General features: G+C 70.0%; 19 protein-coding genes and 3 pseudogenes. 16 read left to right on the top strand and 6 right to left on the bottom strand.

Annotated features, from left to right (window positions below; genetic code table 11):
* The first annotated feature begins 408 nt into the window (after window positions 1-408).
* The gene (locus tag M2271_RS31865) at window positions 409-1,350 is read left to right on the top strand and encodes an MBL fold metallo-hydrolase (protein WP_280890860.1); all 942 of its coding nucleotides are present in this window, start codon (window positions 409-411) and stop codon (window positions 1,348-1,350) included.
* A gap of 322 nt (window positions 1,351-1,672) precedes the next feature.
* Here M2271_RS31865 and M2271_RS31860 read toward each other — a convergent pair whose 3' ends face one another.
* Window positions 1,673-2,140, bottom strand: a complete 468-nt coding sequence (locus M2271_RS31860; protein WP_280890859.1) for a helix-turn-helix domain-containing protein — start codon at window positions 2,138-2,140, stop codon at window positions 1,673-1,675.
* Window positions 2,141-2,244: 104 nt separating this feature from the next.
* Between M2271_RS31860 and M2271_RS31855 the strand changes: the two genes are divergently transcribed.
* Both M2271_RS31855 and M2271_RS31850 read left to right on the top strand, forming a co-directional pair.
* Window positions 2,245-2,745: a PaaI family thioesterase gene (locus tag M2271_RS31855; RefSeq protein ID WP_280890858.1), complete on the top strand. Its 501-nt coding sequence runs from the start codon at window positions 2,245-2,247 to the stop codon at window positions 2,743-2,745.
* A gap of 163 nt (window positions 2,746-2,908) precedes the next feature.
* A pseudogene (locus M2271_RS31850) lies at window positions 2,909-3,196 on the top strand (TetR/AcrR family transcriptional regulator); the annotation flags it as partial.
* A 100-nt stretch (window positions 3,197-3,296) separates the two neighbouring features.
* On the opposite strand, the gene M2271_RS31845 reads toward M2271_RS31850, so the two are convergent.
* Window positions 3,297-4,256: a helix-turn-helix domain-containing protein gene (locus tag M2271_RS31845; RefSeq protein WP_280890857.1), complete on the bottom strand. Its 960-nt coding sequence runs from the start codon at window positions 4,254-4,256 to the stop codon at window positions 3,297-3,299.
* Window positions 4,257-4,545: 289 nt separating this feature from the next.
* Between M2271_RS31845 and M2271_RS31840 the strand changes: the two genes are divergently transcribed.
* The 4 genes from M2271_RS31840 to M2271_RS31825 all read left to right on the top strand — a co-directional run bounded on the left by M2271_RS31840 (window position 4,546) and on the right by M2271_RS31825 (window position 8,297).
* Window positions 4,546-5,490, top strand: a complete 945-nt coding sequence (locus tag M2271_RS31840; protein ID WP_280890908.1) for an NADP-dependent oxidoreductase — start codon at window positions 4,546-4,548, stop codon at window positions 5,488-5,490.
* A 45-nt stretch (window positions 5,491-5,535) separates the two neighbouring features.
* Entirely contained in the window at window positions 5,536-6,270 is a 735-nt protein-coding gene (locus tag M2271_RS31835) for a nuclear transport factor 2 family protein (protein WP_348539204.1), read from the top strand.
* A 210-nt stretch (window positions 6,271-6,480) separates the two neighbouring features.
* Window positions 6,481-7,296 (top strand): oxidoreductase, encoded by an 816-nt coding sequence (locus M2271_RS31830; RefSeq protein ID WP_280890856.1) that lies wholly within the window; start codon window positions 6,481-6,483, stop codon window positions 7,294-7,296.
* A 290-nt stretch (window positions 7,297-7,586) separates the two neighbouring features.
* Window positions 7,587-8,297 carry an alpha/beta fold hydrolase gene (locus tag M2271_RS31825; protein ID WP_280890855.1) on the top strand — a complete coding sequence of 237 codons (711 nt, stop codon included), beginning with the start codon at window positions 7,587-7,589 and terminating at the stop codon, window positions 8,295-8,297.
* On the opposite strand, the gene M2271_RS31820 is transcribed toward M2271_RS31825, so the two are convergent.
* On the bottom strand, window positions 8,257-9,711 hold the full coding sequence (locus tag M2271_RS31820) for an APC family permease (protein ID WP_280890854.1): 1,455 nt from the start codon (window positions 9,709-9,711) through the stop codon (window positions 8,257-8,259). The genes M2271_RS31825 and M2271_RS31820 overlap by 41 nt on opposite strands.
* 227 nt (window positions 9,712-9,938) lie before the next feature.
* Here M2271_RS31820 and M2271_RS31815 point away from each other — a divergent pair, with 227 nt between their 5' ends.
* The 3 genes and pseudogenes from M2271_RS31815 to M2271_RS31805 all read left to right on the top strand — a co-directional run.
* On the top strand, window positions 9,939-11,120 hold the full coding sequence (locus M2271_RS31815; protein WP_280890907.1) for an ROK family protein: 1,182 nt from the start codon (window positions 9,939-9,941) through the stop codon (window positions 11,118-11,120).
* Between the two features lie 130 nt (window positions 11,121-11,250).
* The gene (locus tag M2271_RS31810) at window positions 11,251-13,971 is read left to right on the top strand and encodes a sugar-binding domain-containing protein (RefSeq protein ID WP_280890853.1); all 2,721 of its coding nucleotides are present in this window, start codon (window positions 11,251-11,253) and stop codon (window positions 13,969-13,971) included.
* A 238-nt stretch (window positions 13,972-14,209) separates the two neighbouring features.
* A pseudogene (locus tag M2271_RS31805) lies at window positions 14,210-14,575 on the top strand (dihydrolipoyl dehydrogenase); the annotation flags it as partial.
* A gap of 98 nt (window positions 14,576-14,673) precedes the next feature.
* Here the strand turns inward: M2271_RS31805 and M2271_RS31800 are convergent.
* A pseudogene (locus M2271_RS31800) lies at window positions 14,674-14,890 on the bottom strand (helix-turn-helix domain-containing protein); the annotation flags it as partial.
* 96 nt (window positions 14,891-14,986) lie between these two features.
* On the opposite strand from M2271_RS31800, the gene M2271_RS31795 reads away from it, so the two are divergent.
* Window positions 14,987-16,222: an epoxide hydrolase family protein gene (locus M2271_RS31795; protein ID WP_280890852.1), complete on the top strand. Its 1,236-nt coding sequence runs from the start codon at window positions 14,987-14,989 to the stop codon at window positions 16,220-16,222.
* Between the two features lie 190 nt (window positions 16,223-16,412).
* Here M2271_RS31795 and M2271_RS31790 read toward each other — a convergent pair whose 3' ends face one another.
* Both M2271_RS31790 and M2271_RS31785 read right to left on the bottom strand, forming a co-directional pair.
* Window positions 16,413-16,766, bottom strand: a complete 354-nt coding sequence (locus M2271_RS31790; protein ID WP_348539203.1) for a DNA-binding protein — start codon at window positions 16,764-16,766, stop codon at window positions 16,413-16,415.
* A gap of 235 nt (window positions 16,767-17,001) precedes the next feature.
* On the bottom strand, window positions 17,002-17,964 hold the full coding sequence (locus M2271_RS31785; RefSeq protein ID WP_280890906.1) for a sugar phosphate isomerase/epimerase family protein: 963 nt from the start codon (window positions 17,962-17,964) through the stop codon (window positions 17,002-17,004).
* A 629-nt stretch (window positions 17,965-18,593) separates the two neighbouring features.
* Between M2271_RS31785 and M2271_RS31780 the strand changes: the two genes are divergently transcribed.
* The 5 genes from M2271_RS31780 to M2271_RS31760 all read left to right on the top strand — a co-directional run bounded on the left by M2271_RS31780 (window position 18,594) and on the right by M2271_RS31760 (window position 26,046).
* On the top strand, window positions 18,594-19,157 hold the full coding sequence (locus M2271_RS31780; protein WP_280890905.1) for an oxygenase MpaB family protein: 564 nt from the start codon (window positions 18,594-18,596) through the stop codon (window positions 19,155-19,157).
* A 21-nt stretch (window positions 19,158-19,178) separates the two neighbouring features.
* Window positions 19,179-21,440, top strand: coding sequence for a serine/threonine-protein kinase (locus M2271_RS31775; RefSeq protein WP_280890851.1), 2,262 nt, complete (start codon window positions 19,179-19,181; stop codon window positions 21,438-21,440).
* A 221-nt stretch (window positions 21,441-21,661) separates the two neighbouring features.
* On the top strand, window positions 21,662-23,230 hold the full coding sequence (locus M2271_RS31770) for an NAD(P)/FAD-dependent oxidoreductase (protein ID WP_280890850.1): 1,569 nt from the start codon (window positions 21,662-21,664) through the stop codon (window positions 23,228-23,230).
* Window positions 23,231-23,386: 156 nt separating this feature from the next.
* Window positions 23,387-24,496: a nitronate monooxygenase gene (locus tag M2271_RS31765; protein WP_280890849.1), complete on the top strand. Its 1,110-nt coding sequence runs from the start codon at window positions 23,387-23,389 to the stop codon at window positions 24,494-24,496.
* Window positions 24,493-26,046, top strand: a complete 1,554-nt coding sequence (locus M2271_RS31760) for an acyl-CoA synthetase (RefSeq protein ID WP_280890848.1) — start codon at window positions 24,493-24,495, stop codon at window positions 26,044-26,046. The genes M2271_RS31765 and M2271_RS31760 overlap by 4 nt, the downstream gene beginning before the upstream one ends.
* Window positions 26,047-26,143: the final 97 nt, after the last annotated feature.

Raw genomic sequence — 26,143 nt, 5'->3', positions numbered from 1 at the left:
GCCCGTCACCATTCCGTCACTGCCGGAGATCAGTGACTGGGAGTCGTTCGAGAAGGCGCGACAGACGCTCGTCCGGAACCTGTCGCAGTCCGGGCGCGGCAATTGCAAGATCCGCGCGCCCTGCCGGATCGGGACGGTGGACGGACGCCGACATGGCCTGCTGCGGCGCGCAGGTCCGCGACGCACACGACCTCGTCCCGGTCCCGCAGGCGAGGCGGCACGGCAGCCGCGGGTCTTCCGGGCCACGCCGGAGGGGGCGGATCAGTGGGGCACCGGCGGTCTGATCACGGACGCGACGATCCCCGCGAGGTTCAACGAACCGGACAATGGCTTGTGGACACCGTCCCCGGTTCAGCCTCTGTGTCACAGGCCTTTGGGCAACACCGCGACAGGCAGGAGACCCCACCCATGACCAGCACCGGCCACGATGTCAGGACCCCAGCTCCGCCCCGTGTCCAGGAAGTCAGCGACGGAATCTACGCCTACCACCAGCCCGACGGCACCTGGTGGATCAACAACACCGGATTCCTCGTCGGCAGGCGAGGCGTGGCGAGCATCGACGCCTGCTCCACCGAACGCCGCACCCGCGCCTACCTGGACGCCATCCGAGCCGTCACCCCGCAACCGGTGCGCACTCTCATCAACACCCACCACCACGGCGACCATACGTTCGGCAACTACCTCTTCGACCGCGCCACCATCGTCGGCCACGAGTCCGTCCGCACCGGCATCCAGGCTTGGGGCGAACCGCGGTCGGCCCCCTTCTGGACCGAGGTCGAATGGGGGCAGGTACAGCTGGAGCCGCCGTTTCTCACCTACACCGACGCCGTCACCCTGTGGGTCGACGATCTGCGCTGCGAGGTACGGCACGTCGGGACGGCGGCGCACACCACCAACGACTCCCTCGTGTGGATCCCGGAACGCGGGGTGCTGTTCGCCGGGGACCTCCTCTTCAACAAAGGGACGCCGTTCCTCGTCCAGGGATCCGTCGCCGGCGCGATCAGCGTGCTGGAGAACGTCGTCGCACCGCTCGGCGCGGACACCATCGTGCCCGGCCACGGCCCGGTAGGCGGCCCCGAACTGATCACGGACGTCCTCGGCTACCTGCGCTTCGTCCAGGAGACCGCCCGAGAGGGAATGGCCTCGGGACTGTCCCCGCTGCAGGCGGCATACGAAACCGACCTCGGACCGCACGCCGAACTCGCCGACAGCGAGCGCATCGTCGGCAACCTCCACCGGGCGTACGCCGAACTCACCGGAGCCGCACCGGGCGCCCCGATCGATGTCGCCGCCGCAATGGCCGACATGGTCACCTACAACGGCGGCCGTCCTCTGACCTGCCTTGCCTGATCCAGCCCGAACAGGAGGACACCGTGAGTGTCATCATCACCGTCGCCCCCCACCGGCCCGCTCGCCACCGAGGCCGACCACCTGGCGCTGCCCACCCAGCTGGCGGCTGTGCTCCTGTCCTCGCGCGGGAACACGAGGACAGGACGGCGGGGAGGGCGGGGAGGGCGGGGACGGCGAAGGCGCTGAACCCTGGGACCGGAGCGCCCATCGAGTTTTCGGCGGCGCCGAAGTCGATCGTGCGCTGAGGGGCAACGGCGGCGGAGCGCACGGCATTCGGCTGCTGTCTCACCGCTGTCTGGCCCGCGACCGCGAGGTCGATGGCTCACGACCGGAGGCGGGCGCCTGTTCCCAGCCGGGCGGTGACGTCACGGGGAGTCACGGTCGAGTGCTCCGCGGAGCACTCGACGACGACGCGGACCGGGGCGTCGCACTCGGTGTGGCGGACGTCCAGTAGAGGACCCTCGGAGCCGAGGGTGTATGCCTCGCCCCACTGGCTCAGCGCCATCAGGACGGGCCACAGGTCCCAGCCCTTGCGGGTCAGGCGGTATTCGTTACGGGAGCGGGTGCCGGGCTCCTGGTAGGGGACGGTCTTCAGGATGCCGGACGAGGTCAGCTTGCGGAGGCGGTCGCTGAGGACGGCCTCCGACAGGCCGATGTGGCGGTGGAAGTCGTCGAAGCGGCGGACGCCGTTGACGGCGTCACGCAGGATCAGCAGCGTCCATTTCTCCCCGATCACGTCGAGCGTGCGCCGGACGGGGCAGTTCTCCGTGCTCGCCTCAAGCCACTCCATCCCGCCATCGTAAGGGCCTGCCTTCGCCATTGACAGTCAGGTGAACAAAAGCCTAGCTTCACTTGGAAAAGTTAGCTGACAGTCAGAGGGAAGGGCGCTGGGCCGTGGGTCGAACGCGTACGTATCACTGGGACGATCCCGCGATCTCGGCGGATTCCGCCGGGCGCATGGCCGGGATCGACTTCCTGCGCGAGGTGCAGGCGGGGCGGCTTCCGGGGCCGCCGATCGGTCACACCGTCGACTTCGCCTTGGACGAGGTGGAGCCCGGCAGGGCGGTCTTCTCGCTGACGCCGGGGGAGGAGCACTACAACCCGATCGGCAGCGTGCACGGCGGTGTCTTCGCCACGCTGCTCGACTCGGCGGCGGGCTGCGCCGTCCAGTCGCTCCTTCCGCAGGGGATGGCGTACACCTCGCTCGACCTGACGGTGAAGTTCCTGCGGCGGGTCACCGTGGACACCGGCCCGGTGCGCGCCATCGGTACGGTCGTCAACAAGGGCCGCCAAACCGCCCTCGCCCAGGCCCAGTTGGTCGACGCGCAGGACCGTCTCCTCGCCCACGCCACCAGCAGCTGCATGCTCTTCCCGGTACCCGCCCCTCGGGTGTGACTCCGCGGACAGGGCCCTTAGGTCCGTGGGGGGAGCCGGGACACCAGGGGTGTGTCGATATTCCGCTCGGCAGCGGCCCACTGCCCCTTGGTGACTGTTGGCTGTGAGGCTGGCGTGTGTCGCGGCCATGCCTGGGCGCCCTGGGGGGAGAGGTCTTCCCCAAGGCGATGGCTGTCCCAACGCCGCTCTGCTCGACGAGATCGGACGCTGCACCGACACAACCAGGCAGGCGTACACCGACGGTGTGCTGGTCCTCATCGACGGTATTGCCACCCGTATGGCACCCGAGGCCCCGTCCTCCGCACGTGTGAAGGCGCTCAGCCTCCTCGGTCTGATGGCCGGGACACTGCAGCTTTCCCGCGCCTTGACCGACAGTCAACTCGCCGATGAACTTCTCGATCAGGGGATAAGCAACGCCCTCGCCCTGCTGGACGCCTGGCAGCGCGACTGACGCACCACATCCCTGGCGTCAGGCCGTGCCTTTCGGGGAGCAGCCCGACACCGTCAGGCCTTCTCCAGCCGGCACTCGGTCGGGCGGTAGGCGGTGGCGCTCAGTGCGTGGGGGACAGGGTGCCGCGGAAGGTGCGCCGGTAGGCGAGCGGTGAGATGCCGATGGCGGCATGCAGGTGTTCTCGCAGTGATGTGCCGCCGGCGAAGCCGACTTGGCCGGCGATCTCGTCCACCGGCTGGTCGGTGGTTTCCAGGAGGTGTCGTGCCCGGTCGACGCGCTGCTGGATCAGCCAGCGTCCCGGGCTCATGCCCACCTCTTCGGTGAAGCGGCGGGCGAAGGTGCGCAGGCTCATGTGGGAGTGCTCGGCGAGATCCGTCAGCGTCATCGGCTCGTGGAGGTTCTCCAGGGCCCACTGGCGGGCGGTGGCCGTTCCGCTGGACGTGGCCTCGGGTACCGGGTGCTGGATGTACTGCGCCTGTCCTCCGTCGCGCCATGGGGGGACGACGCAGATGCGGGCCACCTGGTTGGCGACTTCACTGCCGTGGTCCTTGCGGATGATGTGCAGGCAGACGTCGAGCCCCGAGGCGGCACCGGCCGAGGTCAGCACGTCTCCGTCGTCGATGAAAAGGACGTCGGGATCCAGTGCGACCTGTGGGAAGCATGAGCGGAAGAGGTCCGCGACCACCCAGTGGGTGGTGGCCGGCCGACCGTCGAGGAGGCCGGCCGCGGCGAGGACGAAGGCGCCGGTGCAGATCGATACGAGGCGGGCGTCCGGGGCCACGGACGCGAGCGCCTGGACCACGGCTTGCGGCACTGTCGGGGGCGCGGCGGTGGTGGTGAAGGGCGGGATGACGACGGTGTCGGCGGTGCGCAGCGCCTCCGGGCCGTGCTCGACGGTGATCGAGAAGTCGGAGTTGGTGCGGACTGGGCGGCCGTCGATGCTGCAGGTGAGGACCTCGTAGCGACCGTCCGCCGCCTCGAAGACCCGGCTGGGAATGCCCAGTTCGAAGGGGTATACACCGTCTACGGCCAGAACGACAACTCGGTGTGTGGGTGCCATGGCGTGATCCCGTCGGAAGTTGGAATTCATGCCAGGATATTGGACGGCGACGGCAACACGCTGGGACGTATCACGCGCAGCGTCGCCTGCCCGCGCTGCACGTCAGGGCCTCCACGTTCTCATCGAGTCCGGAAAAGACAGCGTCGTGAACTCCGTACCCGTCCGCTGCCGCACCCGATCGACGACGTAACCCATGGCGTGATCCCGTTGAAAGTTGGCATTCACGCCATGGCGCCGAGGAGTGGCAGGCAGCGACGCTGGAGGCATGACGAACTCCGATACCGCCACCATGCGCGCCGTCCGCCAGGACACCCACGGTTCCCCCGAAGTACTCAAGGAGGTCGAACTGCCCCGGCCCGAGCCGGGGTTGAGTGAGATCCTGATCGCCGTCCGAGCGGCCGGCGTCAACCCCACCGACTGGTGGAACCGCGCTCGGCCCATGACCGTCAACCGTCTGCCCCTCATCCTGGGCTGGGACGTCTCCGGAGTCGTCGAGGCCGTCGGTACCGGCGTCACCCTGTTCAAGCCGGGCGACGAGGTCTTCGGCATGCTGCCCTACCCCCACGGGGTCGGCTCCCACGCCGAGTACGTGACCGGCCCCGCCCGCGCCTTCGTCCACAAGCCGGCCGGTATCGATCACGTCCAGGCCGGTGCCCTGCCGCTCGCCGCCCTGACCGCCTACCAGGCACTCGTCGACACCGCCGATGTCCAGCCCGGGCAGCGCGTCTTCATCCACGCTGCTGCCGGTGGCGTCGGCCATCTCGCCGTCCAGATCGCCAAGTCTCGCGGTGCCTACGTCATCGGCACCGCCAGTGCCGCCAAGCACGACTTCCTGCGGTCCCTGGGAGTGGACGAGGCTATCGACTACCACGCGGTCGACTTCACCGAGGCCGTCAAGGACATCGACGTGGTCCTCGACTCGGTCTCGTTGGACGCCGCCGCCCGTGCCCGCTCCCTCGCCGTGCTGCGCCCGGGCGGCACCCTCGTCTCGATCCTTCCGGTACCCGTCGACCCCGACGAGCTGGCGGACATCGCCGAGCGGGGTATCCGCTTCGAGATCCTCCTCGTCGAGGCTGACCGCGCCGGCATGCAAGCCATCGCCGACATGGTCGAGACCGGCGTCCTGCGCGCCCACGTCGAGGCCGCCTTCCCGCTCGCCGAGGCCGCCAGGGCTCACGCCCTGGGCGAGACCGGCCGCACCACCGGCAAGATCGTGCTGACCGTGGAGGGGTGAAGACGCAGATCGCCGCCCAAGCCCTCAGGACCGTGTTCGAGGGGGGTGGCACGACCGGTCATCGACCGCCACGTACGGCCGGACTGCATCCAGCACAACCCGCTCGCCCCCGATGGCCCCGAGGCCGTGAAGGGCTTCGGTGCCGGCATGCGACAGCAGTTTCCGGACGCCAGGTTCGACGTCCGGCGGGCCCGGTCCGAGGGCGACCTGGTGCTTCTGCACTCCAGTGGCGTCCTGGTTCCCGGCACCCCCGGGATGGCCGTCTTCGACATCTTCCGCTTCCAGGACGGGAAGATCGCCGAGCACTGGGACATCCTCCAGGAGGTGCCGGCGACCACGGCCAACGGCAACGACATGTTCTCCACCCTCAGCCGGCCGCAGACCGAGTCGCCGGAGCAGCGGTGGTTCACCGCGTACAACAAGAAGCACGTCACCGCCTTCGGCGACCTGCTCATGGTCCGCAAGGACCTGGCCGCCATCGACACCTACGTGGCCCCCGAGTACCACCAGCGCAACCCGAGCATCCCCGACGGCTTGGCAGGCGTGAAGGCCGGACTGGGCGCGTACTTCGAGCAGTTCCCGCAGCTGAGCGTCGAGCCGAAGCGGGTCATCGCCGAGGGCGATCTGGTGGCCGTCCACAGCCACCACGTCGACACGCCGGGCGAGCGCGGCCGGGCGGTCATCGACCTCTTCCGGCTCAGGGACGGAAAGATCGTCGAGCACTGGGATGCCCTGCAGGACGTGCCGGAGACCTCCGCCAACGACAACACGATGTTCTGACGGCCACCGGGTCGTAGCCGTCGCGCTACGACCCTGGGCGGCGCGTGCCACTGATCTTCGCCCTCCAGTTCCTCACTCCGCCCTCCAGAAGGAGGTTTCCCGGAACTTTCTCGGATCGCCGGACGTGACCCCTTGCCATCGACCGACGACCCCCATATGGTCGTACGAACGTAAGGCGTACGAACGTAATTCAAGCTAAGGGAGTTCGTGATGGCGACAACTCGGCCAGTGGTGCTCGTGACGGGTGCCTCATCGGGGATCGGCAAGGAGGCGGCCCGCGCCTTCGTCACGGCGGGTTTCGAGGTGATCGGAACCGGCCGCAAGACCTCCGGGCTCACCCCGCCCGCCGGTGTGACGTATCTCGATCTCGACGTGGCCAGTGACGACTCGGCAACCGCCGCGGTCGGAGAGGTGATCGACCGGTTCGGACGCATTGACGTCCTGGTCAACAACGCAGGCGTCGGCTCGGCGGGCGCCGTTGAGGAGAACTCTGTCGCCCAGGCCCAGAACGTCCTGAACATCAACGTCCTCGGTGTCATCCGTATGACGAAGGCCGTTCTACCGCATATGCGCGCCCAGGGTGGCGGACGCATCATCAACATCTCGTCCGTCCTCGGGGTCGCCCCCCAGCCCTTCATGGCCCTCTACGTCGCCGCGAAACACGCCATCGAGGGCTACTCCGAGTCGCTGGACCACGAGGTTCGCGAGTACGGCGTCCGGGTCCTCCTCGTCCAGCCCGCTTATACCAAGACCAGCTTCGACACCAACGCCGCGCAGCCCGACACCCCGCTGCCTCTGTACGCGGAGCGACGGCGCGTCTTCGACGAGGTGATCGCGGATGCGATGAAGGGCGGCGACGCCCCCGCCGTCGTCGCCAAGGTGATCGTCACTGCAGCCACCGACAAGAAGCCGAAGCTGCGCTACGCCGCCGGCCCGCTGGCCTCACGCGTCACCACGGCGCGCCGCCTCGTCCCCGCCGGAGTGTTCGACAAGCAGATCCGCAAGAACAACCGCCTGCCCACCTGACCCGATCCGCCCTCGGCACGCCTGAAGTCACTCAGCCTCCACGGCGTGATGGCCGGCACCTGCAACTCTCCCGCGCCCTCGCCGACCGGCAACTCGCCGACCAACTCCTCGAACAGGGCATCCGTAACGCCCTCGCACTGCTTGACGCCGAGCTGCTGCCGCAGGACTAAAACTGAACGGTATTCCGACTCCTGCGGGCCTTCTGTCGACCGAACTGGCTGCAGTCGCAGTCCATGAACCCCACACAGAGGGGCGCGGCCACGAGCGACTCACAAGGAGCACGAGGCGACGTGGTGACGTCCTACAAGAAGGCACCCACCCGCACCCTCGTCGCCGGGGGAGTGACCTTCGCCTACCGCGACCTCGGTCCGAAGGCCGGCGTCCCGGTGGTCTTCATCACCCACCTTGCCGCGGTCCTCGACAACTGGGACCCCCGGGTCGTCGACGGCATCGCCGCCAGGCATCGCGTCATCACTTTCGACAACAGGGGTGTCGGCGCTTCCAGCGGCTCGACACCAAGGGCCATCGAGGAGATGGCGAAGGATGCCGTCACCTTCATCCGGGGACTCGGGCTGGAGCATGTCGACCTTCACGGCTTCTCGATGGGCGGCATGATCGCGCAGGTGATCGTGCAGGACGAACCGCAGCTCGTCCGCAGGCTTCCCCCGGCCCGGGCGGTGGACGCTCGTCACGACCCGGCCCGCGCCCTGGGGGTCACCGAGCCGCTCGCCCACCTCGTGTACGCGGTCCGCTACCAGGAGTTCCTGGACGGCATCGAGCCGTTCGAGCGGCCGTACCGCGAGGGAGACCCGGCGATGGTGATTCGCGGGGCCGTGCGCTGCGGGGAACACCCAGCCCCTGCTTCCCCCCGGACATGGGGCGTGGGTACGGGAGGTGGCCGGTCCGAACCCCAGGCGGACCGGCCACCCTGGTGGGCACCCGCGTGCACCGGCCCCACGCTCATGCCCCCGCGGGCTCCGCGTCCGGGGCCGGCGCGGTGAGGTATTCCTCTGTGATCTCCCTCGGCCCGAACGGCCACACCTTCTCGAAGCGTGCCCACAGCGCGTACGCCACGATGCCGAGGGCCAGCCAGGCCAGCGACCATTCGATGGGATGGCGGCCGGGGGAGTTCTTGTCGGCATAGCCGTAGATCACCAGCCAGCCGACCAGGGCGACCAGGCTGGGAACGGGGTACAGCCACATCTTGTACGGGCGGCGCAGAGTCGGCTGCCGCCTGCGCAGGACCGTCGCCGCGGCGATCTGGGCGAGAGCCTGCACGAGGACCATCACCGTGGTGAGGAGTTGGATCAGCGTCGCCAGGTCGGTGTGGCGGCCGATGAGGAAGCCGATCGCCGTCACCACGCCCATGGTGGCCAGGCCCAGCATGGGGAAGCGGTGCTTGGGATGGAGCGTGGCGTACGGGCGGAAGAAGACCCGTTCACGGGCCGCGTCGTAGGGCACCCGGGAGCCGCCGAGCAGACCGGTGAACACGGAGGCGAAGGCGGTGATCAGGATGAGCACCGTGACCGTATCGGCCGCGCCCTTGCCCCAGGTCTTCTCCAGGACCGCCGAGGCGACAGAGGTGGAGGCGATGTCGTTCGGGTCCGTCATCCGGTGCCAGTCGATGACGCCGAGCGTGCCGATCTGCAGAAGCAGGTAGATCGCCATGATGCCGAGGATCGAGTAGATGATGGAGCGCGGCAGGGTACGGCCCGGGTCCTTGATCTCTGCACCCATGTAGGCGGTCGTGTTGTAGCCGAGGTAGTCGTAGATGCCGATCGTCAGGCCTGCGGCGAAGCCCAGCCAGAAGTGGTTGCCGGTCAGGTCGAAGGCGTGCGCCGGGTAGGTGAAGGCCAGGTCCGCGCTGAAGTCGGTGGCCGCGGCCACGATCACCAGAAGGACCGAGGTGATCATGACGGCCCACATGACGGCCGTGATCCTGGCGATGTGCTCGATGCCCCGCCACAGCAGGGCGATCACCAGGACGATCATGCCGAGGCCCACGAGGTCGCCGGCCGTCTTTCCCATGTCCGGTGCGAGATAGCCGAGGTACTGGACGAAGCCGACCACACCGGTGGACATGATCAGCGGGATGAAGAGCATCGCCGTCCACACGAAGAGGAACGGCATCAGCCGCCCTGTCCGGTACTGGAAGGCCTGGCGCAGATAGACGTAACTGCCGCCGGAGCCGGGCATCGCGGCACCCATTTCGGCCCAGATCAGGCCGTCGGCGAGCGCCAGGAGCGCGCCGGCGATGAAGCCGATCACCGCCTGCGGGCCGCCGAACGCGGCGACCATCAGCGGGATCGTCACGAACGGTCCGATACCGCACATCTGGCTCATGTTGATCGCGGTCGCCTGGAACAGGCCGATACGGCGGACGAAGCCACCCTCTGGTGGCGGGCTACCGGACATGGGTCCTCCTGAAGCGGGACGCGGGGAGATGTACGACGGGCCGATCGACGCTGCTCGGCGGCCGAAGGATCAAGGGCGGCGGGTATCCGGTCGACGCTGGGCTCCCCTTGGCTCGCCCGGCGAGGCTGAGAGCCTGTACTCAGGCACAGACTCCCGCTTGGGCGATAAAGTTAAGTAGCCTTACTAGATGCGTCAAGAGGGTGTCCCACATGGGTGAGAATGATGTGATGCCCGTCGGTGACGTCGGCGCGCAGCCGGATCAGCCGTGGAGCCGCCGGCGGTTGCGCAGCACCAACGAGCGTCTGCTTCTGGACCGGCTGCGTTCCGCCGGCGCCGCTTCGCGCGCGCAACTCGCCCGGGAGACGGGCCTGTCGAAGCCGACGGTCTCCAGCGCACTGGCGGCCCTGGCCGAGGCCGGCCTGGTCCACGAGGTCGGCACGCACGCGCCGGAGCGCGGCCGGGTCGCCGTCCTGTACGCCCCGGACCCTTCCGCCGGGTACGCGCTGGGCATCGACATCGGACGCGGCTGGCTGCGCGTGGCGGTCGCCAACCTGGACGGCGAGCTGGTCGCCCGCGCGGACGTGCGCAACCGGGCGCGCTCATCCGGCGCCCTGGCCGACCTGGTGGTCACCACGGCCCAGCAGGTCGTCGGGAACTCCGGCGTCGGCCATGACGAGGTGGCGCACGCGGTGGTGGGCACGCCGGGTGTGTACGACGCGGAGCGGCGGCGGGTGCGGTACGCGATGCATCTGCCGGGCTGGGGGCGGGCCGGGCTGGTCGACCGGATGCGCGAGGAGCTGGGCGTCCCGCTGGAGGTCCACAACGACGCCAATCTGGCCGCGCTCGGCGAGTACACCTACGGCGTCGGCTCGGGCAGCCGGCTCTTCGCGTACATCATGATCGGCACGGGGCTCGGCATGGGGGTGGTCAGCGAGGGCCGACTGTTCACCGGGGCGCACGGCGGTGCCGGGGAGATCGGGTTCCTGCCATGGCCCGGGCAGCAGCAGCTCCAGACGCTGGAGGACGCCGTCTCGGGGGTGGCGGTCGTCGAGTCGGCTCGGAGGTTCGGGATGACCGGGCAGCTCACCGCCAAGGCGGTCTTCGACGCGGCCCGGCAGGGACATCCCGCCGCGGTCAAGGCGGTCGGGCTGGAGAGCGAGCGGATCGCGCACACGGTCGCGGCGGCCGCGGCGGTGCTCGACCCGGATCTCGTGGTCCTGGGCGGCGGCGTGGGCCACAGCGTGGACCTGCTGCTGCGCCCCGTACGGGAGAACCTGCGCGCGCTCACACCCCTGCGGCCGAAAATCGTGCCCAGCCGGCTCGGCGAGGACGCGGTGCTCCTGGGCGCGGTGGCCACGGCCCTGGGAACCGCTCGGGACGTGGTGTTCGAACGCCGATCGGCGCCCTGACCAACTCCCACACCGGCAACGGTGATTGACACGCCTTGCCGTGGCCCCTAGCGTAAAAACCCGGTTAGTAAAGTTTCCTAACTTGCAGTGCCGTAACGCGGATGCTCCCCCACCTCCCTAGGAGACAGACGTGTTCCACCGCCCTGTCGTCAGACGCCGCCTCGCCACGGCCGCCGTCGCCCTGGGTCTGCTCTGCACGCTTTCCACGAGCGCGTGGGCCGGCGCCCGAGCCCCTTCGCCACCCCGTGTCCATGCCCAGGTCACGACCGTCACCTCCCGCGCCGGCAGCACCACGGCGCTCTCCGGCTACACCATCCAGTCGACGGCGAAGGTGACCGACTCGGCCACGGACGTCTCCTCCCCCGGCTATCCGGCGGACGGCTGGTATCCGGCGGGTTCCCGCTCCACAGTGCTCGCGGCGCTGCTGGCGGACGGGAAGTACGCCGACCCGTTCTACTCCACCAACCAGCAGCAGATCCCCAAGGCCGACTTCCAGGTCCCCTGGTGGTACCGATCGGACTTCACGGTCGACGACACCACTGAGCGTACGTATCTGGACTTCAGCGGCGTGATCTCGGCGGCCGACGTCTACGTCGACGGGCAGCAGGTCGCCAAGGCCGCCGACGTGGCGGGCGCGTACACGCACCACGAGCTGGACGTCACCTCGCTGGTACGCCGGGGCGCGAACACGGTGGCCTTCCGCATCCAGCCCAACAACCCCAGCAGCAAGCTCACCATGGGCTGGATCGACTGGCTGCAGCCGCCGCCCGACGAGAACATGGGCATCGTCCGTGATGTGCTGGTCCGGCGCGGCGGCCCGGTCGCCCTGCGCGACGCGCACGTCGTCACCAAACTGGACATGCCGTCCCTCTCCGCCGCGGATCTGACGGTCAAGGCCCAGGCCCGCAACGACACCGGCTCCCCCGTCACCGCCACGGTCTCCGGCAGCATCGGCGCGATCTCGTTCAGCAAGTCCGTCTCCCTGGCCGCACACGAGGCCAAGACGGTCACCTTCGCTCCGGCCGACGTCCCGGGCCTGCACCTGACCTCGCCGAAGGTGTGGTGGCCGGCGGGCATGGGCGGACAGCCCCTGTACTCCCTCGACCTCACCGCATCGGCCGCCGGTACCGTCTCCGACACGGCGCACGAGAGCTTCGGCATCCGAGACGTGAAGGCCCCCCTCAACTCCGACGGCGCCCGGCAGTACAGCGTCAACGGGCGCGCGCTGCTCATCAAGGGCGGCGGTTGGTCGCCCGACGAGTTCCTGCGCTGGGACAGGACGTACGTCGAGGACCGGCTGAAGTACGCACTCGACCTCGGCCTCAACACCATCCGCCTCGAAGGGCACATCGAGCCGGACGAGTTCTTCGACCTCGCGGACCGCTACGGCATCCTCACGCTGCCCGGCTGGGAATGCTGCGACAAGTGGGAGGGGAACGTCAACGGCGGCGAGTCGGGCGACAAGTGGACCGCCGCCGACTACCCGGTCGCCAAGGCGTCGATGGCTGCCGAGGCCGCCCGGCTGCGCGACCACCCCAGCGTCATCTCCTTCCTCATCGGCAGCGACTTCGCGCCCGACGCGACGATCGAGAAGAACTACCTCGACGCACTGAAGGCCGCCGACTGGCCCACCCCCGTGGTGGCGGCCGCCTCCGACAACTCCTCTCCTGTCAGCGGCAGTTCGGGCATGAAAATGTCCGGCCCGTACGACTGGATCCCGCCGAACTACTGGTACGCCAAGCGTGAGGGCGGTGCCACCGGCTTCAACTCCGAGACCAGCGCGGGCCCCGACATCCCGACGCTCGACACCCTGCACCGCATGATGAGCCAGGCGGAACTCGACACCCTCTGGAAAAGCCCGAGTTCCAAGCAGTACCACCGATCGCCGTCGTCGACCTTCAGCACCCTGAAGCTGTACGACGACGCGCTGACCGGACGCTACGGCGCACCCACCGGCCTCTCCGACTACGTGCGCAAGGCGCAGCTCGCCCAGTACGAGAACGTCCGCGCCCAGTTCGAGGCATATGGACGCAACGCCACCGACTCCTCCAAGCCCTCGACCGGGGTCGTCTACTGGATGTTCAACAGCGGCTGGACCTCGCTCCACTGGCAGCTGATGGACCGATACCTCGACCAGGGCGGCGCCTACTTCGGGGCGAAGAAGGCGAACGAGCCGCTGCACGTCCAGTACTCGTACGACAACCGGTCGGTCGTCGTGGTGAACAACCGGCACGCCTCGGCGTCCGGCCTCACCGCACGGACCACGCTCTTCAACACCGACGGCACCCAGAAGTACGACAAGACCGTCACCGGTGTGACGGTGGGCGGCGACGGCGCGCGGAGCACCGCACTCACCCTGCCCTCGTCGGTGAGCGGTCTGTCGACGACGTACCTTGCGCGTCTGGTCCTCAGCGACTCCGCAGGCAAGGAGGTGAGCCGCAACGTCTACTGGCTCTCCACCAAGCCGGACACCCTCGACTGGGACAACACCGACTGGTACTACACGCCGACGACCAGCTACGCCGACCTGAAGGGACTGGGCACCATGGCGCAGGCTCCGGTGTCGGCGACGGCATCGACCACCTCGTCGGGTGACACCTCGACCACGACCGTCACCGTGCGCAACACGGACGGTGGCAGGACGCCGTCGCTGCTGACGGACGTACATCTGGTGGACACGGCGGGGAAGCCGGTGCTGCCGGTGCGGTGGTCCGACAACGAGGTCAGTCTCTGGCCCGGCGAGTCGGTCATGTTGACGGCCACGTACCGGACAGCCGATCTGCACGGTTCCGCGCCGCGGGTGCGGGTCTCCGGGTGGAACACGCCGGAGCAGACACTGCCGGCACCCTGACCCGACGGGGGTGGGCCGGACCGGCCCACCCCCTGGGGCTCAGCTCACGTCGAGCGTTGTGTCGTCGATGACGAATGGGGGCCTCGACCACCGTGTGACGACCCCGCACGGCGAACGAACCTGGAAGGCAGGACAGGCCGAGGGGGCGGCCCCGCCGTAACCGGCTGGGCCGCCCCCTCGGTGCGGGCTTCAGGGCGCGACCGTGACGCCGGCCGGAGCACCTCCCGCGGCAGGGCCGATGATCCCGCGCGCCACCTTCTGCCGGCCCCAGATCGCCAGCTTCGGCTACACCGAGGCGCAGGCGAGGGAGAAGGGCTTCGACGTCAAGGTGGCCAAGTTCCCGTTCACCGCGAACGCCAAGGCCCACGGCCTGGGCGACGCGAGCGGTTTCGTGAAGCTGATCAGCGACGCCAAGTACGGCGAGCTCCTCGGAGCCCATCTCATCGGCCCCGACGTCACCGAACTCCTCCCCGAACTGACCCTGGCCCAGCAGTGGGACCTCACGGTCCACGAGGTCGCCCGCAACGTCCACGCCCACCCCACCCTGGGCGAGGCGGTCAAGGAAGCCGTCCACGGCCTCGCAGGCCACATGATCAACATGTAGCAGGGCGCTCGGCGCAGCGGCAACAGGGCCCGTTGGTGCTCGGATCGGTTTCGCGACATCGAGCTGCCAAGGGGCCCTGATCCATTGTTGGGGGAGATCCGGGGCAGCAGGCGGGGACGGCCTCCCGCCCACCGAGGGTCCAAGCAGGCCGGCCCGATCTCGTTGAACCGGTGGATCACGTCCCGGACCGTGTCCTCGTCGGCCTGCCCCAACATCGCGATCACCGGCGCCAGGTTCCCCCGGCCGAGGCCGGCCACATCATCGCGCGCCGGTAACGCCCCGAACTGGTGCTGCCCGGCGCACGATCTGCCGCAGCTTCTGCCCCTCTTGGCCAGTTGTGACCTACCTGGCCTCCGGCGTGTGGCACGTTTCGCTCATATACCGGTCCCATCCCCAGTAAGGAACCACGCCATGACCACCCCGCACTCCCTCCACCTGGAGCCCACCCCGATCCATGTGTCCGACAAGGTCCTCGATGACCTGCGCGCCCGCCTCACACTGACCCGTCCGCCGCTGGACGAGGGGAACGGGGACTGGTCCTACGGCGTCCCGGACAGCTATCTCCGTGAACTGGTCGCCTACTGGCGGGACGGATACGACTGGCGCAAGGCTGAGGCCGCCATCAACGTCTACGAGCACTACCAGGTGAGCGTCGCCGGTGTCCCGGTGCACTTCATGCGCAAGCCCGGCCGCGGCCCCCGCCCGATCCCGTTGATCCTCACCCACGGCTGGCCGTGGACGTTCTGGCACTGGTCGAAGGTGATCGACCCGCTCGCCGACCCGGCCGCGTTCGGCGGTGACTCCGCCGACGCGTTCGACGTCATCGTGCCGTCCCTGCCCGGCTTCGGTTTCCCCGGCCCGCTCACCGGCTTTCCGGACGTCAACTTCTGGAAGGTCTCCGACCTCTGGCACACCCTGATGACCCAGACCCTGGGATACGAGAAGTACGCCGCCGGGGGCTGCGACATCGGCGGGATCGTGACCAGCCAGCTCGGCCACAAGTACGCCGACGAGCTGTACGGCATCCACATCGGCTCCGGGCTGCCGCTCGACTTCTTCACCGGCCCCCGCGCCTGGGACTTCGCCCGGAACCGGCCCCTCACCGACGACCAGCCCGCCGACGTCCGCGCCCGCATCATCGAGCTGGACCACCGCTCGGCGTCCCACCTTGCCGTGCACATGCTCGACGGCGCCACCCTGGCCCATGGGCTGAGCGACTCACCCGCCGGACTGCTCGCCTGGCTGCTGGAGCGCTGGAACGCCTGGAGCGACAACGGCGGCGACGTCGAGTCCGTCTTCACCAAGGACGACCTGCTCACCCACGCCACGATCTACTGGGTGAACAACTCCATCGCCACGTCGATGCGTTACTACGCCAACGCCAACCGCTACCCGTGGGCCCCGGCCCACGACCGCACCCCGGTCGTGCAGGCCCCGGTCGGCCTCACCTTCGTCACGTACGAGAACCCGCCCGGCATCCACACCGCCGACGAGCGCGTCCGGGCGTTCAAGACCGGCCCGCAGGCCGATTGGTTCCACCACGTCAACGTCAACGCCCACGACCACGGCGGCCACTTCATCCCCTGGGAGAACCCCGACGCCTGGGTGAGCGACCTGCGCCGCACCTTCCACGGCCGCAGGCCCTGAACGACCCTGCGGGCTCGTCCGAGCGTGGGAGGCCCACACAGGCGTCCCGCTCGACCGACCGCGACGCTCGCCGCGATGCTGGTCGCATCGCGGGCCACAGGCACCGACCTCACTCACGGCTACCCGCACCGACGTCACGCACCGACCGGTGGCGGCCCCGATGGTCTGCGCCAGTACTGGCATGCGGACGTCACGGGGTCCGCGGGCCCGAAACCTCCTTGGGCAGCGCCTCGTCGGCGGCTGCCCAGCCGGCCGGCAGCTTGAGGGCGTCCTCGGCGGCCGTGCCCGGTTCGGCAGTCATGACCGTCAGGCTCAGCGCGGGCTGTGCCGGCAGCTGCAGGGCGTCGAAGGCGAGGGTGAGGTCGCCGACGACCGGGTGGTGGAAGTGCTTCAGGCCGCTGTAGTGCAGGCGTACGTTGTGCCGGGCACAAGCCGCACGGAAGTCTTCGCTGCGGGTGACGAGTTCACCGATGAGGTCGGTCAGGGGCTTGTCGTGGGGGTTGCGGCCGGCCTCGGTGCGCAGCAGGGCCACGACGCTGTTCATCGACTCCTCCAACACGTCACCGACGGCGAGTACGGCGGCCGGCGCCGCAGCACCCGCACGACCTGACCCAACCGGCCCCGGCCGTCCGGAAACCGGAGAGCCGGCGTCGCCCTGACGACCTACGCCGTCAACAGCCGCCACGGCGGCGACCGGGCCGCCAAGATCTACAAAAACGCCGGGACCTCCGTCTCTCCGAGATCCTTGATCCTGATGCCGCGCCGACGGCACCCTGCGCCTATTGGTTGCGGAAGGCGGCGTCGAAGGATGCCTCGGGCAGCTTCCACAGCAGGGAGCGGATGTACCGCACGGCCTCGGCGGCGCCGTGCAGGCGATCCATACCGGCGTCTTCCCACTCGATCGAGATGGGGCCGTCGTAGCCGATCGACGCGAGCGCCCGGAAGGCGTCCTCCCACGGGATGTCGCCGTGCCCGGTCGAGACGAAGTCCCAGCCGCGACGCGGGTCGCCCCACGGCAGATGCGAGCCGAGGACGCCCTGTCGGCCGCTGGCCCTGCGGATGCGGGTGTCCTTGCAGTCCACGTGGTAGATGCGGTCGGAGAAGTCGGTGATGAACGACACCACGTCGATGCCCTGCCACGCCATGTGCGAGGGGTCCCAGTTGAACCCGAAAGCCTCGCGGCGGTCGATCGCCTCCAGGGTGCGCACGCTCGTCCAGTAGTCGTACGCGATCTCGCTGGGGTGCACCTCGTGAGCGAAGCGCACGCCCTCGGCGTCGAAGACGTCGAGGATGGGGTTCCACCGGTTCGCGAAGTCCTCGTAACCGCGGTCGATGACCTCGCCCGGTACCGGCGGGAACATGGCGACGTACGGCCAGATCGACGATCCGGTGAAGCCGACGACGACATCGACACCGAGTTTGCGGGCCACGCGAGCGGACCGTTTCATGTCCTCGGCGGCGCGCTGCCGCACGCCCTCGGCGTCACCGTCGCCCCACACGTAGTCGCGCAGGATCGCCTGGTGGCGGAAGTCGATCGGGTCGTCGCACACGGCCTGGCCGGCCAGGTGGTTCGAGATCGCCCACACCTTCAACCCGTGACGGTCGAGGATGTCGAGCCGGGACTGCACGTACGCGTCGTCCTCGTCGGCTCGGACGAGATCGAGGTGATCGCCGCTGGCTGCGATCTCCAGGCCGTCGTAGCCCCACTCGGCGGCGCGTCGCGCCAACTCCTCGAAGGGCATGTCGGCCCACTGGCCGGTGAAGAGGGTGACCGGGTGGCGGGACTGCTCTGTCACGACGTCTCCGTTTCCGTGGTGACCGCTGCGTCGACCGCCGAGATCCCGGTCCAGTCGCCGGTGGTGGCGCTGTGCAGCAGTGCGTCGATGATCTCGATGGATCGTAGACGGTCGTCGACCGTCGTAGACCGGGGGAGGACCGGTGCGCTGTTCGCCCCGGACGGCGGCGTAGGTGTCGGCGCAGAACGCCGTGAACGGCTCGGGCCGTCCCGGTGGCTTCGCGGCCTTCCAGGGACCCGTGGCTTCGCGGCCTTCCAGGGACCGCTCGGGGCGGTTCATCCGGTGGCGGTCGGGGAAGGACCCGGGGTGACGTCGTGGTCGGGGGTGTGCCGTTGCGGGCTGCCGGAAGAGCAAGGGGCGTCTTGTGCGGTGCAGGGCGGGAAGATCCATGAATCCGTTCCGATATGCCAGGGATCCTCTGCAGGCAGCTCCACACACTGCTCAGGCTGGTGGGAAAAGCGCAGGTCGACATGGTGCTCCGGAAACATCTGGCGGCTGTGGTCACGCCGGCTGAGAAGGCGGTCCTCCGGACGGGTGACCCGGGTCTGTTCGGGCCCGACTCGGTGACCTGGCAGATGCACGGCGACCCGATGATGTGGGTCGCGGGCGTCCGCGCCCTCCACCTCCAGGCACTGCACCCGCGCGCGGTGTGCGGCGTCATGCAGAACTCCGACTTCCGGAGGGACGCCTGGGGTCGGCTGACGCGCACCGCGAACTTCGTCGGCACCACGACCTACGGCACCACCGAGGCCGCGGAGAAGGCGGGCGCTCGTGTGCGCAAGATCCACAGCATGCTCGGCGCGACCGACCCCGGCACCGGCGAGCGCTACGACGTCGACGGGCCCGAACCGGCGCGCGAGCTGCTGTGGCGGCGCGTGGCACATCTGGCGTACGCCGCCCTGCCGCCGTACGCCCACGAGTTGTACGGCAGACCGGCACCGAAACCCGCCACCGTCACCCGCCAGTTGCGCGCCACGGGCACCCTGCCGCGCTGCGTTCCCGCACGTGTGCGCTGGCAGCTCCCGCCCAAACACATCCTCCGCGCCATGGCCCGCCTCGGACCGGGAGCCCGCCCGGCGGCGTACACACTCGGACGTCGGGTCGCCATACTGGACAAGCCAGGGGAGGGTGGGAAGTAACGACGGGGGCGGTCGCAGGAGATGGGGGACAGCAGGCTGATCCAGGGCCGGTACCGGCAGCTCGACCTGATCGGGCGCGGCGGCATGGGTGAGGTGTGGCGGGCACGGGACGAGTCGCTGGGCCGGCAGGTCGCCGTGAAGTGCCTCAAGCCGCTCGGCGTCCACCATGACCAGGCCTTCACCCAAGTCCTCAGGGAGCGCTTCCGGCGCGAGGCCCGCGTGGCCGCCGCCCTCCAGCACCGCGGCGTGACCGTCGTCCACGACTTCGGTGAGTGGGAGGGCGTCCTCTACCTCGTCATGGAACTCCTGGAGGGCCGCAACCTCAGCCAGCTCCTGGAGGACAACAAACAGCATCCGCTGCCCGTCCCCGACGTCGTCGACATCGCCGACCAGGTTGCCGCCGCTCTCGCCTACACCCACCAACAGGGCATCGTGCACCGGGACCTCAAGCCCGCGAACATCGTGCGGCTGACCGACGGCACCGTGAAGATCTGCGACTTCGGCATCGCCCGCCTCGGCGACGACATCGGCTTCACCTCCCGCCTCACCGGCACCGGCATCGCCATGGGCACCCCGCACTACATGTCGCCGGAGCAGATCAGCGGAACGGAGGTCGACCAGCGCAGCGACCTGTACTCATTGGGCTGCGTGCTCTATGAGATCGCCACCGGGGCACCGCCCTTCGACCTCGACGACCCCTGGGCGATCCTCATCGGCCACCGCGACACGCCGCCCCGCCCGCCGCGCAGCCACCGTTCCGACCTGCCCGAGTACCTGGAGCAGGTCATCCTCGACCTGCTCGCCAAACGCCCGGAGCAGCGCCCGCACGACGCCCGCGAGCTGGGCCGCCGGATCAGCACGGGCCGCGCCACACCGGCGTACGCGCCAACTGTCGTGACCCCGCGACCGGACCTGCGCCCGCTGCAGCCGGACCTGCACCCGCCGCAGCCGGTGTCGTCCCGCGAGGCGCGTCTGCCGTCCTGGACGCGGGGCATGACCACCGGTCACAAGGCCACCGGCGCGGGCCTTCGCACCACACCGGCGGACGCGGGAGCGGGCCTCACCGGCGAGTGGATCCCGCGCCCGCCCGGTGGCCGGCCCGAGGATCCGGTCGCCGGGACACCGCCCGCCCCCTCCCCGGAAGCGGTCACCGCGCTGGCCGGACGCCACAACGCGGGCCTCAGTCTGGGGCGCCTCGGCCGCTGGGCGGAGGCCGGCGAGGTGCACCGCGCGGTCGCCGCCGAACGTGAGCACCTCCTGGGTCCCGACCACCCCGACACCCTCGCCAGCCGCTACGAGGTCGCCTTCACCTACAGCCGCACCGGCCGTGCCGCCGACGCCCTGCGCGAGTACAAGCACGTCGCCCGCTCCCGCAGCATCGCGCTCGGCCCGGACCACCCCGACGCCCTCGCCGCCCGCCAGGAAATGGCCTACGTTCTCGGCCAGTTGGGCCGTCACTTCGACGCCCACCAGGTCTACCAATCGGTACTCACCGCCCGGGAGCGCACCATGGGCGCCGACCATCCCGACACTCTGCGGTGCCGCCACAACCTCGCCTTCAACCTCAGCAGACTCGGCCGCCTGGAGGACTCGCACCAAATGGCCTGCGACGTGGCCGTCGCCCGTGCCCGCATCCTCGGTCCGCACCACCCCGACACCCTGGTCACCCGCTTCGAGGTCGCCTACGCCCTCGGTCAGCTGGGCCGTTGGCCGGAGGCCCTCCAGACCTACCGCGAGGTCGCCGAGGCGCGCGCTCAGGCCCTCGGGCCCGACCACGTCGACACTCTCGCCGCCCGCTACGAGGTCGGTATCAGCCTCGGCCGCCTCGGCCGCAGCACGGAGGCGCTCCAGCTCTACCGTGCGCTCATCGACGACCGCGCCCGCGTCCACGGCCCCATCCACCCCGAGACCCTGCGCGCCCGTCACGGCCTCGGCGTCAACCTCGGCCGCCTCGGCCGCTGGGAGGAGGCCCTCGCCGAGTCCCGTGACGTGTGCGCGATCCGTGAGCGGGTCCTCGGCCCCGACCACCCCGACACCCTGGTCAGCCGCCGCGAGGTCGCCGTCGGCCTCGGCTGGCTCGGCCGCTGGACGGACGCGTTGACCGAGTACCGCCGGGTGGCCGCCGCCCGCGAGCGCGTCCTGGGCGCCGACCACCCCGACACGCTCGCCAGCCGCAACGACGAGGCCCACTGCCTGGAACAGCTCGGACGGGGCGCCGAGGCCGTGGAGCTGTACCGCCAAGTGGCTGTCCTGAGGCAGCAACGGGCGACGGGCGGTCACTGACCGCGGGGGCGCCCGCGGTGCCTCCCGCCATGGGGCGCGGGGCAGCCGCCGTACCTCCCGCCATGGGGTGCGGGGCAGCCGCCGTACCTCCTGCCGCGGACCTCGGGGGCGCCCGCGGCACCTCCTGCCGCGGACCGCCGGGCCGCCGCCGCACCTGAGCCCGTCGGCCCTGACGCGGTGCATCTCTGGCCGATCTGGATCACTCCGTGTTACCAAGAACCATGCCTGCACTCGAGGGACACCGGACGTACGACGTCGTAGTGATCGGCGGCGGCCACAACGGCCTTGTCGCCGCCGCCTATCTGGCCCGGGCGGGACGCTCCGTGCTGGTGCTGGAGCGGCTGGACCGCACCGGCGGCGCCGCCGTCTCCACCCGCCCGTTCGCCGGCGTGGACGCGCGGCTGTCGCGTTACTCGTACCTGGTCAGCCTGTTGCCGAAGAAGATCGTGCGGGACCTCGGCCTGGACTTCCGCGTCCGCACGCGCAGCGTCTCGTCGTACACCCCCGTCGAGCGAGCCGGTCGGCCGACCGGCCTGTTGGTCGGCGGCGGCGAGCGACGCACCCGGGAGGCCTTCGCCCGGTTCACCGGCGGCACCCACGAGTACGAGTCCTGGCAGCGCTTCTACGTCATGACCGGCCGCGTCGCCCAGCGGGTCTTCCCGACCTTCACCGAACCGCTGCCCACCCGCGACGAGTTGCGCGACCGCATCGACGACGAGGAGGCCTGGCGGACCCTCTTCGAGGAACCGATCGGCGCGGCGATCGAGGACCGCTTCGCCGACGACCTGGTGCGGGGTGTGGTTCTCACCGACGCCCTCATCGGCACCTTCGCCGACGCCCACGACCCCTCCCTGTCGCAGAACCGCTGCTTCCTCTACCACGTCATCGGCGGCGGCACCGGCGCCTGGGACGTCCCCGTCGGCGGCATGGGCGCCCTCACCGACGCCCTGGCCACCGCGGCCCGCTCGGCCGGCGCCGTCCTGGCCACCGGACGCGAGGCCGTCCGTATCGACACGGACGGGCGCTCCGCCGAGGTCACCTACCGGACCGCCGACGGGGAGAGCACGGTCGCCGCCCGGCACGTCCTGGTCAACGCCTCCCCGCAGGAACTGGCCGCTCTCACCGGCGACGAGCCCCCCGCCCCCGCCGAGGGAGCCCAGCTCAAGGTGAACATGCTCCTCAAGCGGCTGCCGAGGCTGCGCGACGACTCCGTCGACCCCCGGGAGGCGTTCTCCGGCACCTTCCACATCGCCGAGGGCTACGAGCAACTGGCCACCGCCCACGCCCAGGCCGCCTCCGGCGAACTGCCCGCCGCCCCGCCCTCCGAGATCTACTGCCACTCGCTCACCGACCCGACCATCCTCGGCCCAGAGCTGGCCGAACACGGCTACCAGACCCTGACGTTGTTCGGTCTGCACACCCCGGCCCGGCTCTTCGACCGGGACAACGACTCCGTACGCGACGAACTCCTGCAGTCCACCCTCGCCCAGCTGGACGCCCACCTCGCCGAGCCCCTCGCCGACTGCCTGGCCACCGACGCCGACGGACGGCCCTGCATCGAGGCGAAGACCCCGCTCGACCTGGAGCGGGACCTCCGTCTCCCCGCCGGCAACATCTTCCACCGCGAGCTGTCCTGGCCGTACGCCGAGGCGGGCACCGGCCGCTGGGGCGTGGAGACCCGGCACGCGAACGTGTTGCTGTGCGGGGCGGGTGCGGTGCGCGGGGGAGGGGTGAGCGGGGTGCCGGGACACAACGCGGCGATGGCGGTGCTGGAGTCCGGCGACGACTGAGGATGTCCCCGCATCGGTACACGACTTCGCTGCATCCGTGTCAGGGGCCGTGTCAGAGGGTGCTTCTTTGTCGATGAAGCGTGCGGGCGCCGAGAAATCTGACGGAGCATCAGAAAAACTCTTCCGTCGTCCGCAGGACTGCGGCATTCTGCGCCCATGCAGACGGAGCTGAGCAAAACCCTGGGAGTCGAGCACGCCGTCTTCGGCTTCACGCCGTTCCCCGCCGTCGCCGCGGCCATCAGCCGGGCCGGCGGCTTCGGAGTGCTCGGCGCGGTTCGCTACACGGCCCCCGACGACCTCACCCGCGACCTCGACTGGATCGAGGCACATGTCGACGGGAAGCCGTACGGCCTCGATGTCGTCATGCCCGCGAAGAAGGTCGAGGGGGTCACCGAGGCCGAGGTCGAGGCGATGATCCCCGAGGCGCATCGGCAGTTCGTCCAGGACACCCTCGCCAAGCACGGCGTGGCCGAACTCGCCGCGGGCGAGGCCTCCGGGTGGCGCATCACCGGCTGGATGGAGCAGGTCGCCCGCTCCCAGCTCGACGTCGCCTTCGACTATCCGATACGGCTGCTCGCCAACGCCCTCGGCTCCCCGCCCGCCGACGTGGTGGCCCGCGCCCACGACCAGGACGTACTCGTCGCCGCGCTCGCGGGCAGCGCCCGGCATGCCCGCAAGCATCAGGAGGCGGGCATCGACATCGTGGTGGCCCAGGGCTACGAGGCCGGCGGCCACACCGGCGAGATCGCCTCCATGGTGCTCACGCCCGAGGTCGTCGAGGCCGTCGACCCGCTGCCCGTACTGTCGGCCGGAGGGATCGGAAGCGGCCCGCAGGTGGCGGCGGCACTGGCACTCGGCGCCCAGGGTGTGTGGCTGGGCTCCCTGTGGCTGACCACCACCGAAGCCGACATGCACTCGCCCGCACTGACCCGCAAACTGCTCGCCGCCGGTTCCGGCGACACCGTCCGCTCCCGCGCCCTCACCGGGAAACCGGCACGTCAGCTGCGCACCGAGTGGACCGACGCCTGGGACGACCCCGACGGGCCCGGCACCCTTCCGATGCCCCTACAGGGGCTGCTGGTCGCCGAGGCCGTCTCACGCATCCAGAAGTACGAGGTCGAACCACTGCTGGGCACACCCGTCGGCCAGATCGTCGGCCGGATGACCAGCGAACGCAGCGTCCAGGCCGTCTTCGACGACCTCACCCGGGGCTTCGAGCGGGCCGTGGACCGCATCAACCGCATCGCCGGAAGGAGCGGCCAGTGACCGGTACACCTCCCGTGGGCTTCTGGGCCCAGGCCACCGCCGACCCGGACCGAACCGTCCTCATCGCGCCGGACGGTGAACCGTGGACCGCCGGACGCCTGCACGCCGCCACCAACCGCCTCGTGCACGGGCTGCGCGCGGCCGGACTGGAACGCGGCGACGCCTTCGCGGTCGTCCTGCCCAACGGGCCGGAGTTCTTCGCCGCGTATCTCGCCGCCGCCCAGGCCGGCTTCTACCTCGTCCCGGTCAACCACCACCTGGTCGGCCCCGAGATCGCCTGGATCGTCGCCGACTCCGGCGCGAAGGTGCTCCTCGCCCACGAACGCTTCGCGGGTGCCGCCCGGCACGCCGCCGACGAGGCCGGCCTTCCCGCCACCCACCGGTACGCCGTCGGCACGGTCGAGGGCTTCCGGCCGTACGCCGAACTCCTCGACGGACAACCGGAGTCGGCGCCCGCCGACCGCACCCTCGGCTGGGTCATGAACTACACCTCGGGCACCACCGGCCGCCCGCGCGGCATCCGGCGCCCGCTGCTCGGCAAGCAGCCCGAGGAGGCCTACCTCGGCGGCTTCCTCGGCATTTTCGGCATCCGCCCGTTCGACGACAACGTGCACCTCGTCTGCTCGCCGCTGTACCACACGGCCGTACTCCAGTTCGCGGGCGCGTCCCTGCACATCGGCCACCTTCTGGTCCTGATGGACAAGTGGACGCCCGAGGAGATGCTCCGCCTCATCGACACCCACGACTGCACCCACACCCATATGGTCCCGACCCAGTTCCACCGCCTGCTGGCACTCCCGGACGGCATCAGGGCGCGCTACGACGTCTCCTCCATGCGCCACGCCATCCACGGTGCGGCCCCCTGCCCCGACCACGTCAAACGGGCCATGATCGGCTGGTGGGGCAACTGTGTGGAGGAGTACTACGCGGCCAGCGAGGGCGGCGGGGCCTTCGCGACCGCCGAGGACTGGCTGAAGAAGCCCGGCACCGTCGGCAAGGCCTGGCCCATCAGCGAACTCGCGATCTTCGACGACGACGGCAACCGGCTCCCGCCCGGCGAACTGGGCACCGTCTACCTGAAGATGAACACCGGCGGATTCTCGTACCACAAGGACGAGGCCAAGACGGAGAAGAACCGCATCGGCGACTTCTTCACCGTCGGCGACCTCGGCTGCCTCGACGAGGACGGCTACCTGTTCCTCCGCGACCGCAAGATCGACATGATCATCTCGGGCGGGGTCAACATCTACCCGGCCGAGATCGAGTCCGCGCTGCTCGCCCACCCCGCCGTCGCGGACGCCGCAGCCTTCGGCATCCCGCACGACGACTGGGGAGAGGAGGTCAAGGCGGTCGTCGAACCGGCCCCCGGACACGAGCCCGGCCCTGCCCTCACCGCCGCGCTCCTCGACCACTGTGCCGAGCAACTCGCCGGGTACAAGCGACCCAAGAGCGTCGACTTCATCGCCGAGATGCCCCGCGACCCCAACGGCAAGCTGTACAAGCGGCGCCTGCGGGAACCGTACTGGGAGGGCCGCACCCGCCCCGTATGACGGGCATACCCGATCGAGGTGTCACGCGGCGGCGCCCTCACCCGTTCTGATGCCGAAGCGCCCCGGGAACCCAGGACGCCGGGGCCCGGCATCAGGA

Source organism: Streptomyces sp. LBL, assembly GCF_029893585.1.
In the GTDB taxonomy this organism is placed as follows: Bacteria; Actinomycetota; Actinomycetes; order Streptomycetales; family Streptomycetaceae; genus Streptomyces.
This window is presented reverse-complemented; position numbering and strand designations above follow the sequence as displayed.

What these genes read in the sequence shown, in the direction of transcription:
- M2271_RS31865 (WP_280890860.1), top strand. Translation starts at nt 409, where the DNA reads ATGACCAGCACCGGCCACGATGTCAGGACCCCAGCTCCGCCCCGTGTC.
- M2271_RS31860 (WP_280890859.1), bottom strand. Translation starts at nt 2,140, where the DNA reads ATGGAGTGGCTTGAGGCGAGCACGGAGAACTGCCCCGTCCGGCGCACG.
- M2271_RS31845 (WP_280890857.1), bottom strand. Translation starts at nt 4,256, where the DNA reads ATGGCACCCACACACCGAGTTGTCGTTCTGGCCGTAGACGGTGTATAC.
- M2271_RS31840 (WP_280890908.1), top strand. Translation starts at nt 4,546, where the DNA reads ATGCGCGCCGTCCGCCAGGACACCCACGGTTCCCCCGAAGTACTCAAG.
- M2271_RS31830 (WP_280890856.1), top strand. Translation starts at nt 6,481, where the DNA reads ATGGCGACAACTCGGCCAGTGGTGCTCGTGACGGGTGCCTCATCGGGG.
- M2271_RS31820 (WP_280890854.1), bottom strand. Translation starts at nt 9,711, where the DNA reads ATGTCCGGTAGCCCGCCACCAGAGGGTGGCTTCGTCCGCCGTATCGGC.
- M2271_RS31815 (WP_280890907.1), top strand. Translation starts at nt 9,939, where the DNA reads ATGCCCGTCGGTGACGTCGGCGCGCAGCCGGATCAGCCGTGGAGCCGC.
- M2271_RS31795 (WP_280890852.1), top strand. Translation starts at nt 14,987, where the DNA reads ATGACCACCCCGCACTCCCTCCACCTGGAGCCCACCCCGATCCATGTG.
- M2271_RS31790 (WP_348539203.1), bottom strand. Translation starts at nt 16,766, where the DNA reads ATGAACAGCGTCGTGGCCCTGCTGCGCACCGAGGCCGGCCGCAACCCC.
- M2271_RS31785 (WP_280890906.1), bottom strand. Translation starts at nt 17,964, where the DNA reads ATGCCCTTCGAGGAGTTGGCGCGACGCGCCGCCGAGTGGGGCTACGAC.
- M2271_RS31780 (WP_280890905.1), top strand. Translation starts at nt 18,594, where the DNA reads ATGCACGGCGACCCGATGATGTGGGTCGCGGGCGTCCGCGCCCTCCAC.
- M2271_RS31775 (WP_280890851.1), top strand. Translation starts at nt 19,179, where the DNA reads ATGGGGGACAGCAGGCTGATCCAGGGCCGGTACCGGCAGCTCGACCTG.
- M2271_RS31770 (WP_280890850.1), top strand. Translation starts at nt 21,662, where the DNA reads ATGCCTGCACTCGAGGGACACCGGACGTACGACGTCGTAGTGATCGGC.
- M2271_RS31765 (WP_280890849.1), top strand. Translation starts at nt 23,387, where the DNA reads ATGCAGACGGAGCTGAGCAAAACCCTGGGAGTCGAGCACGCCGTCTTC.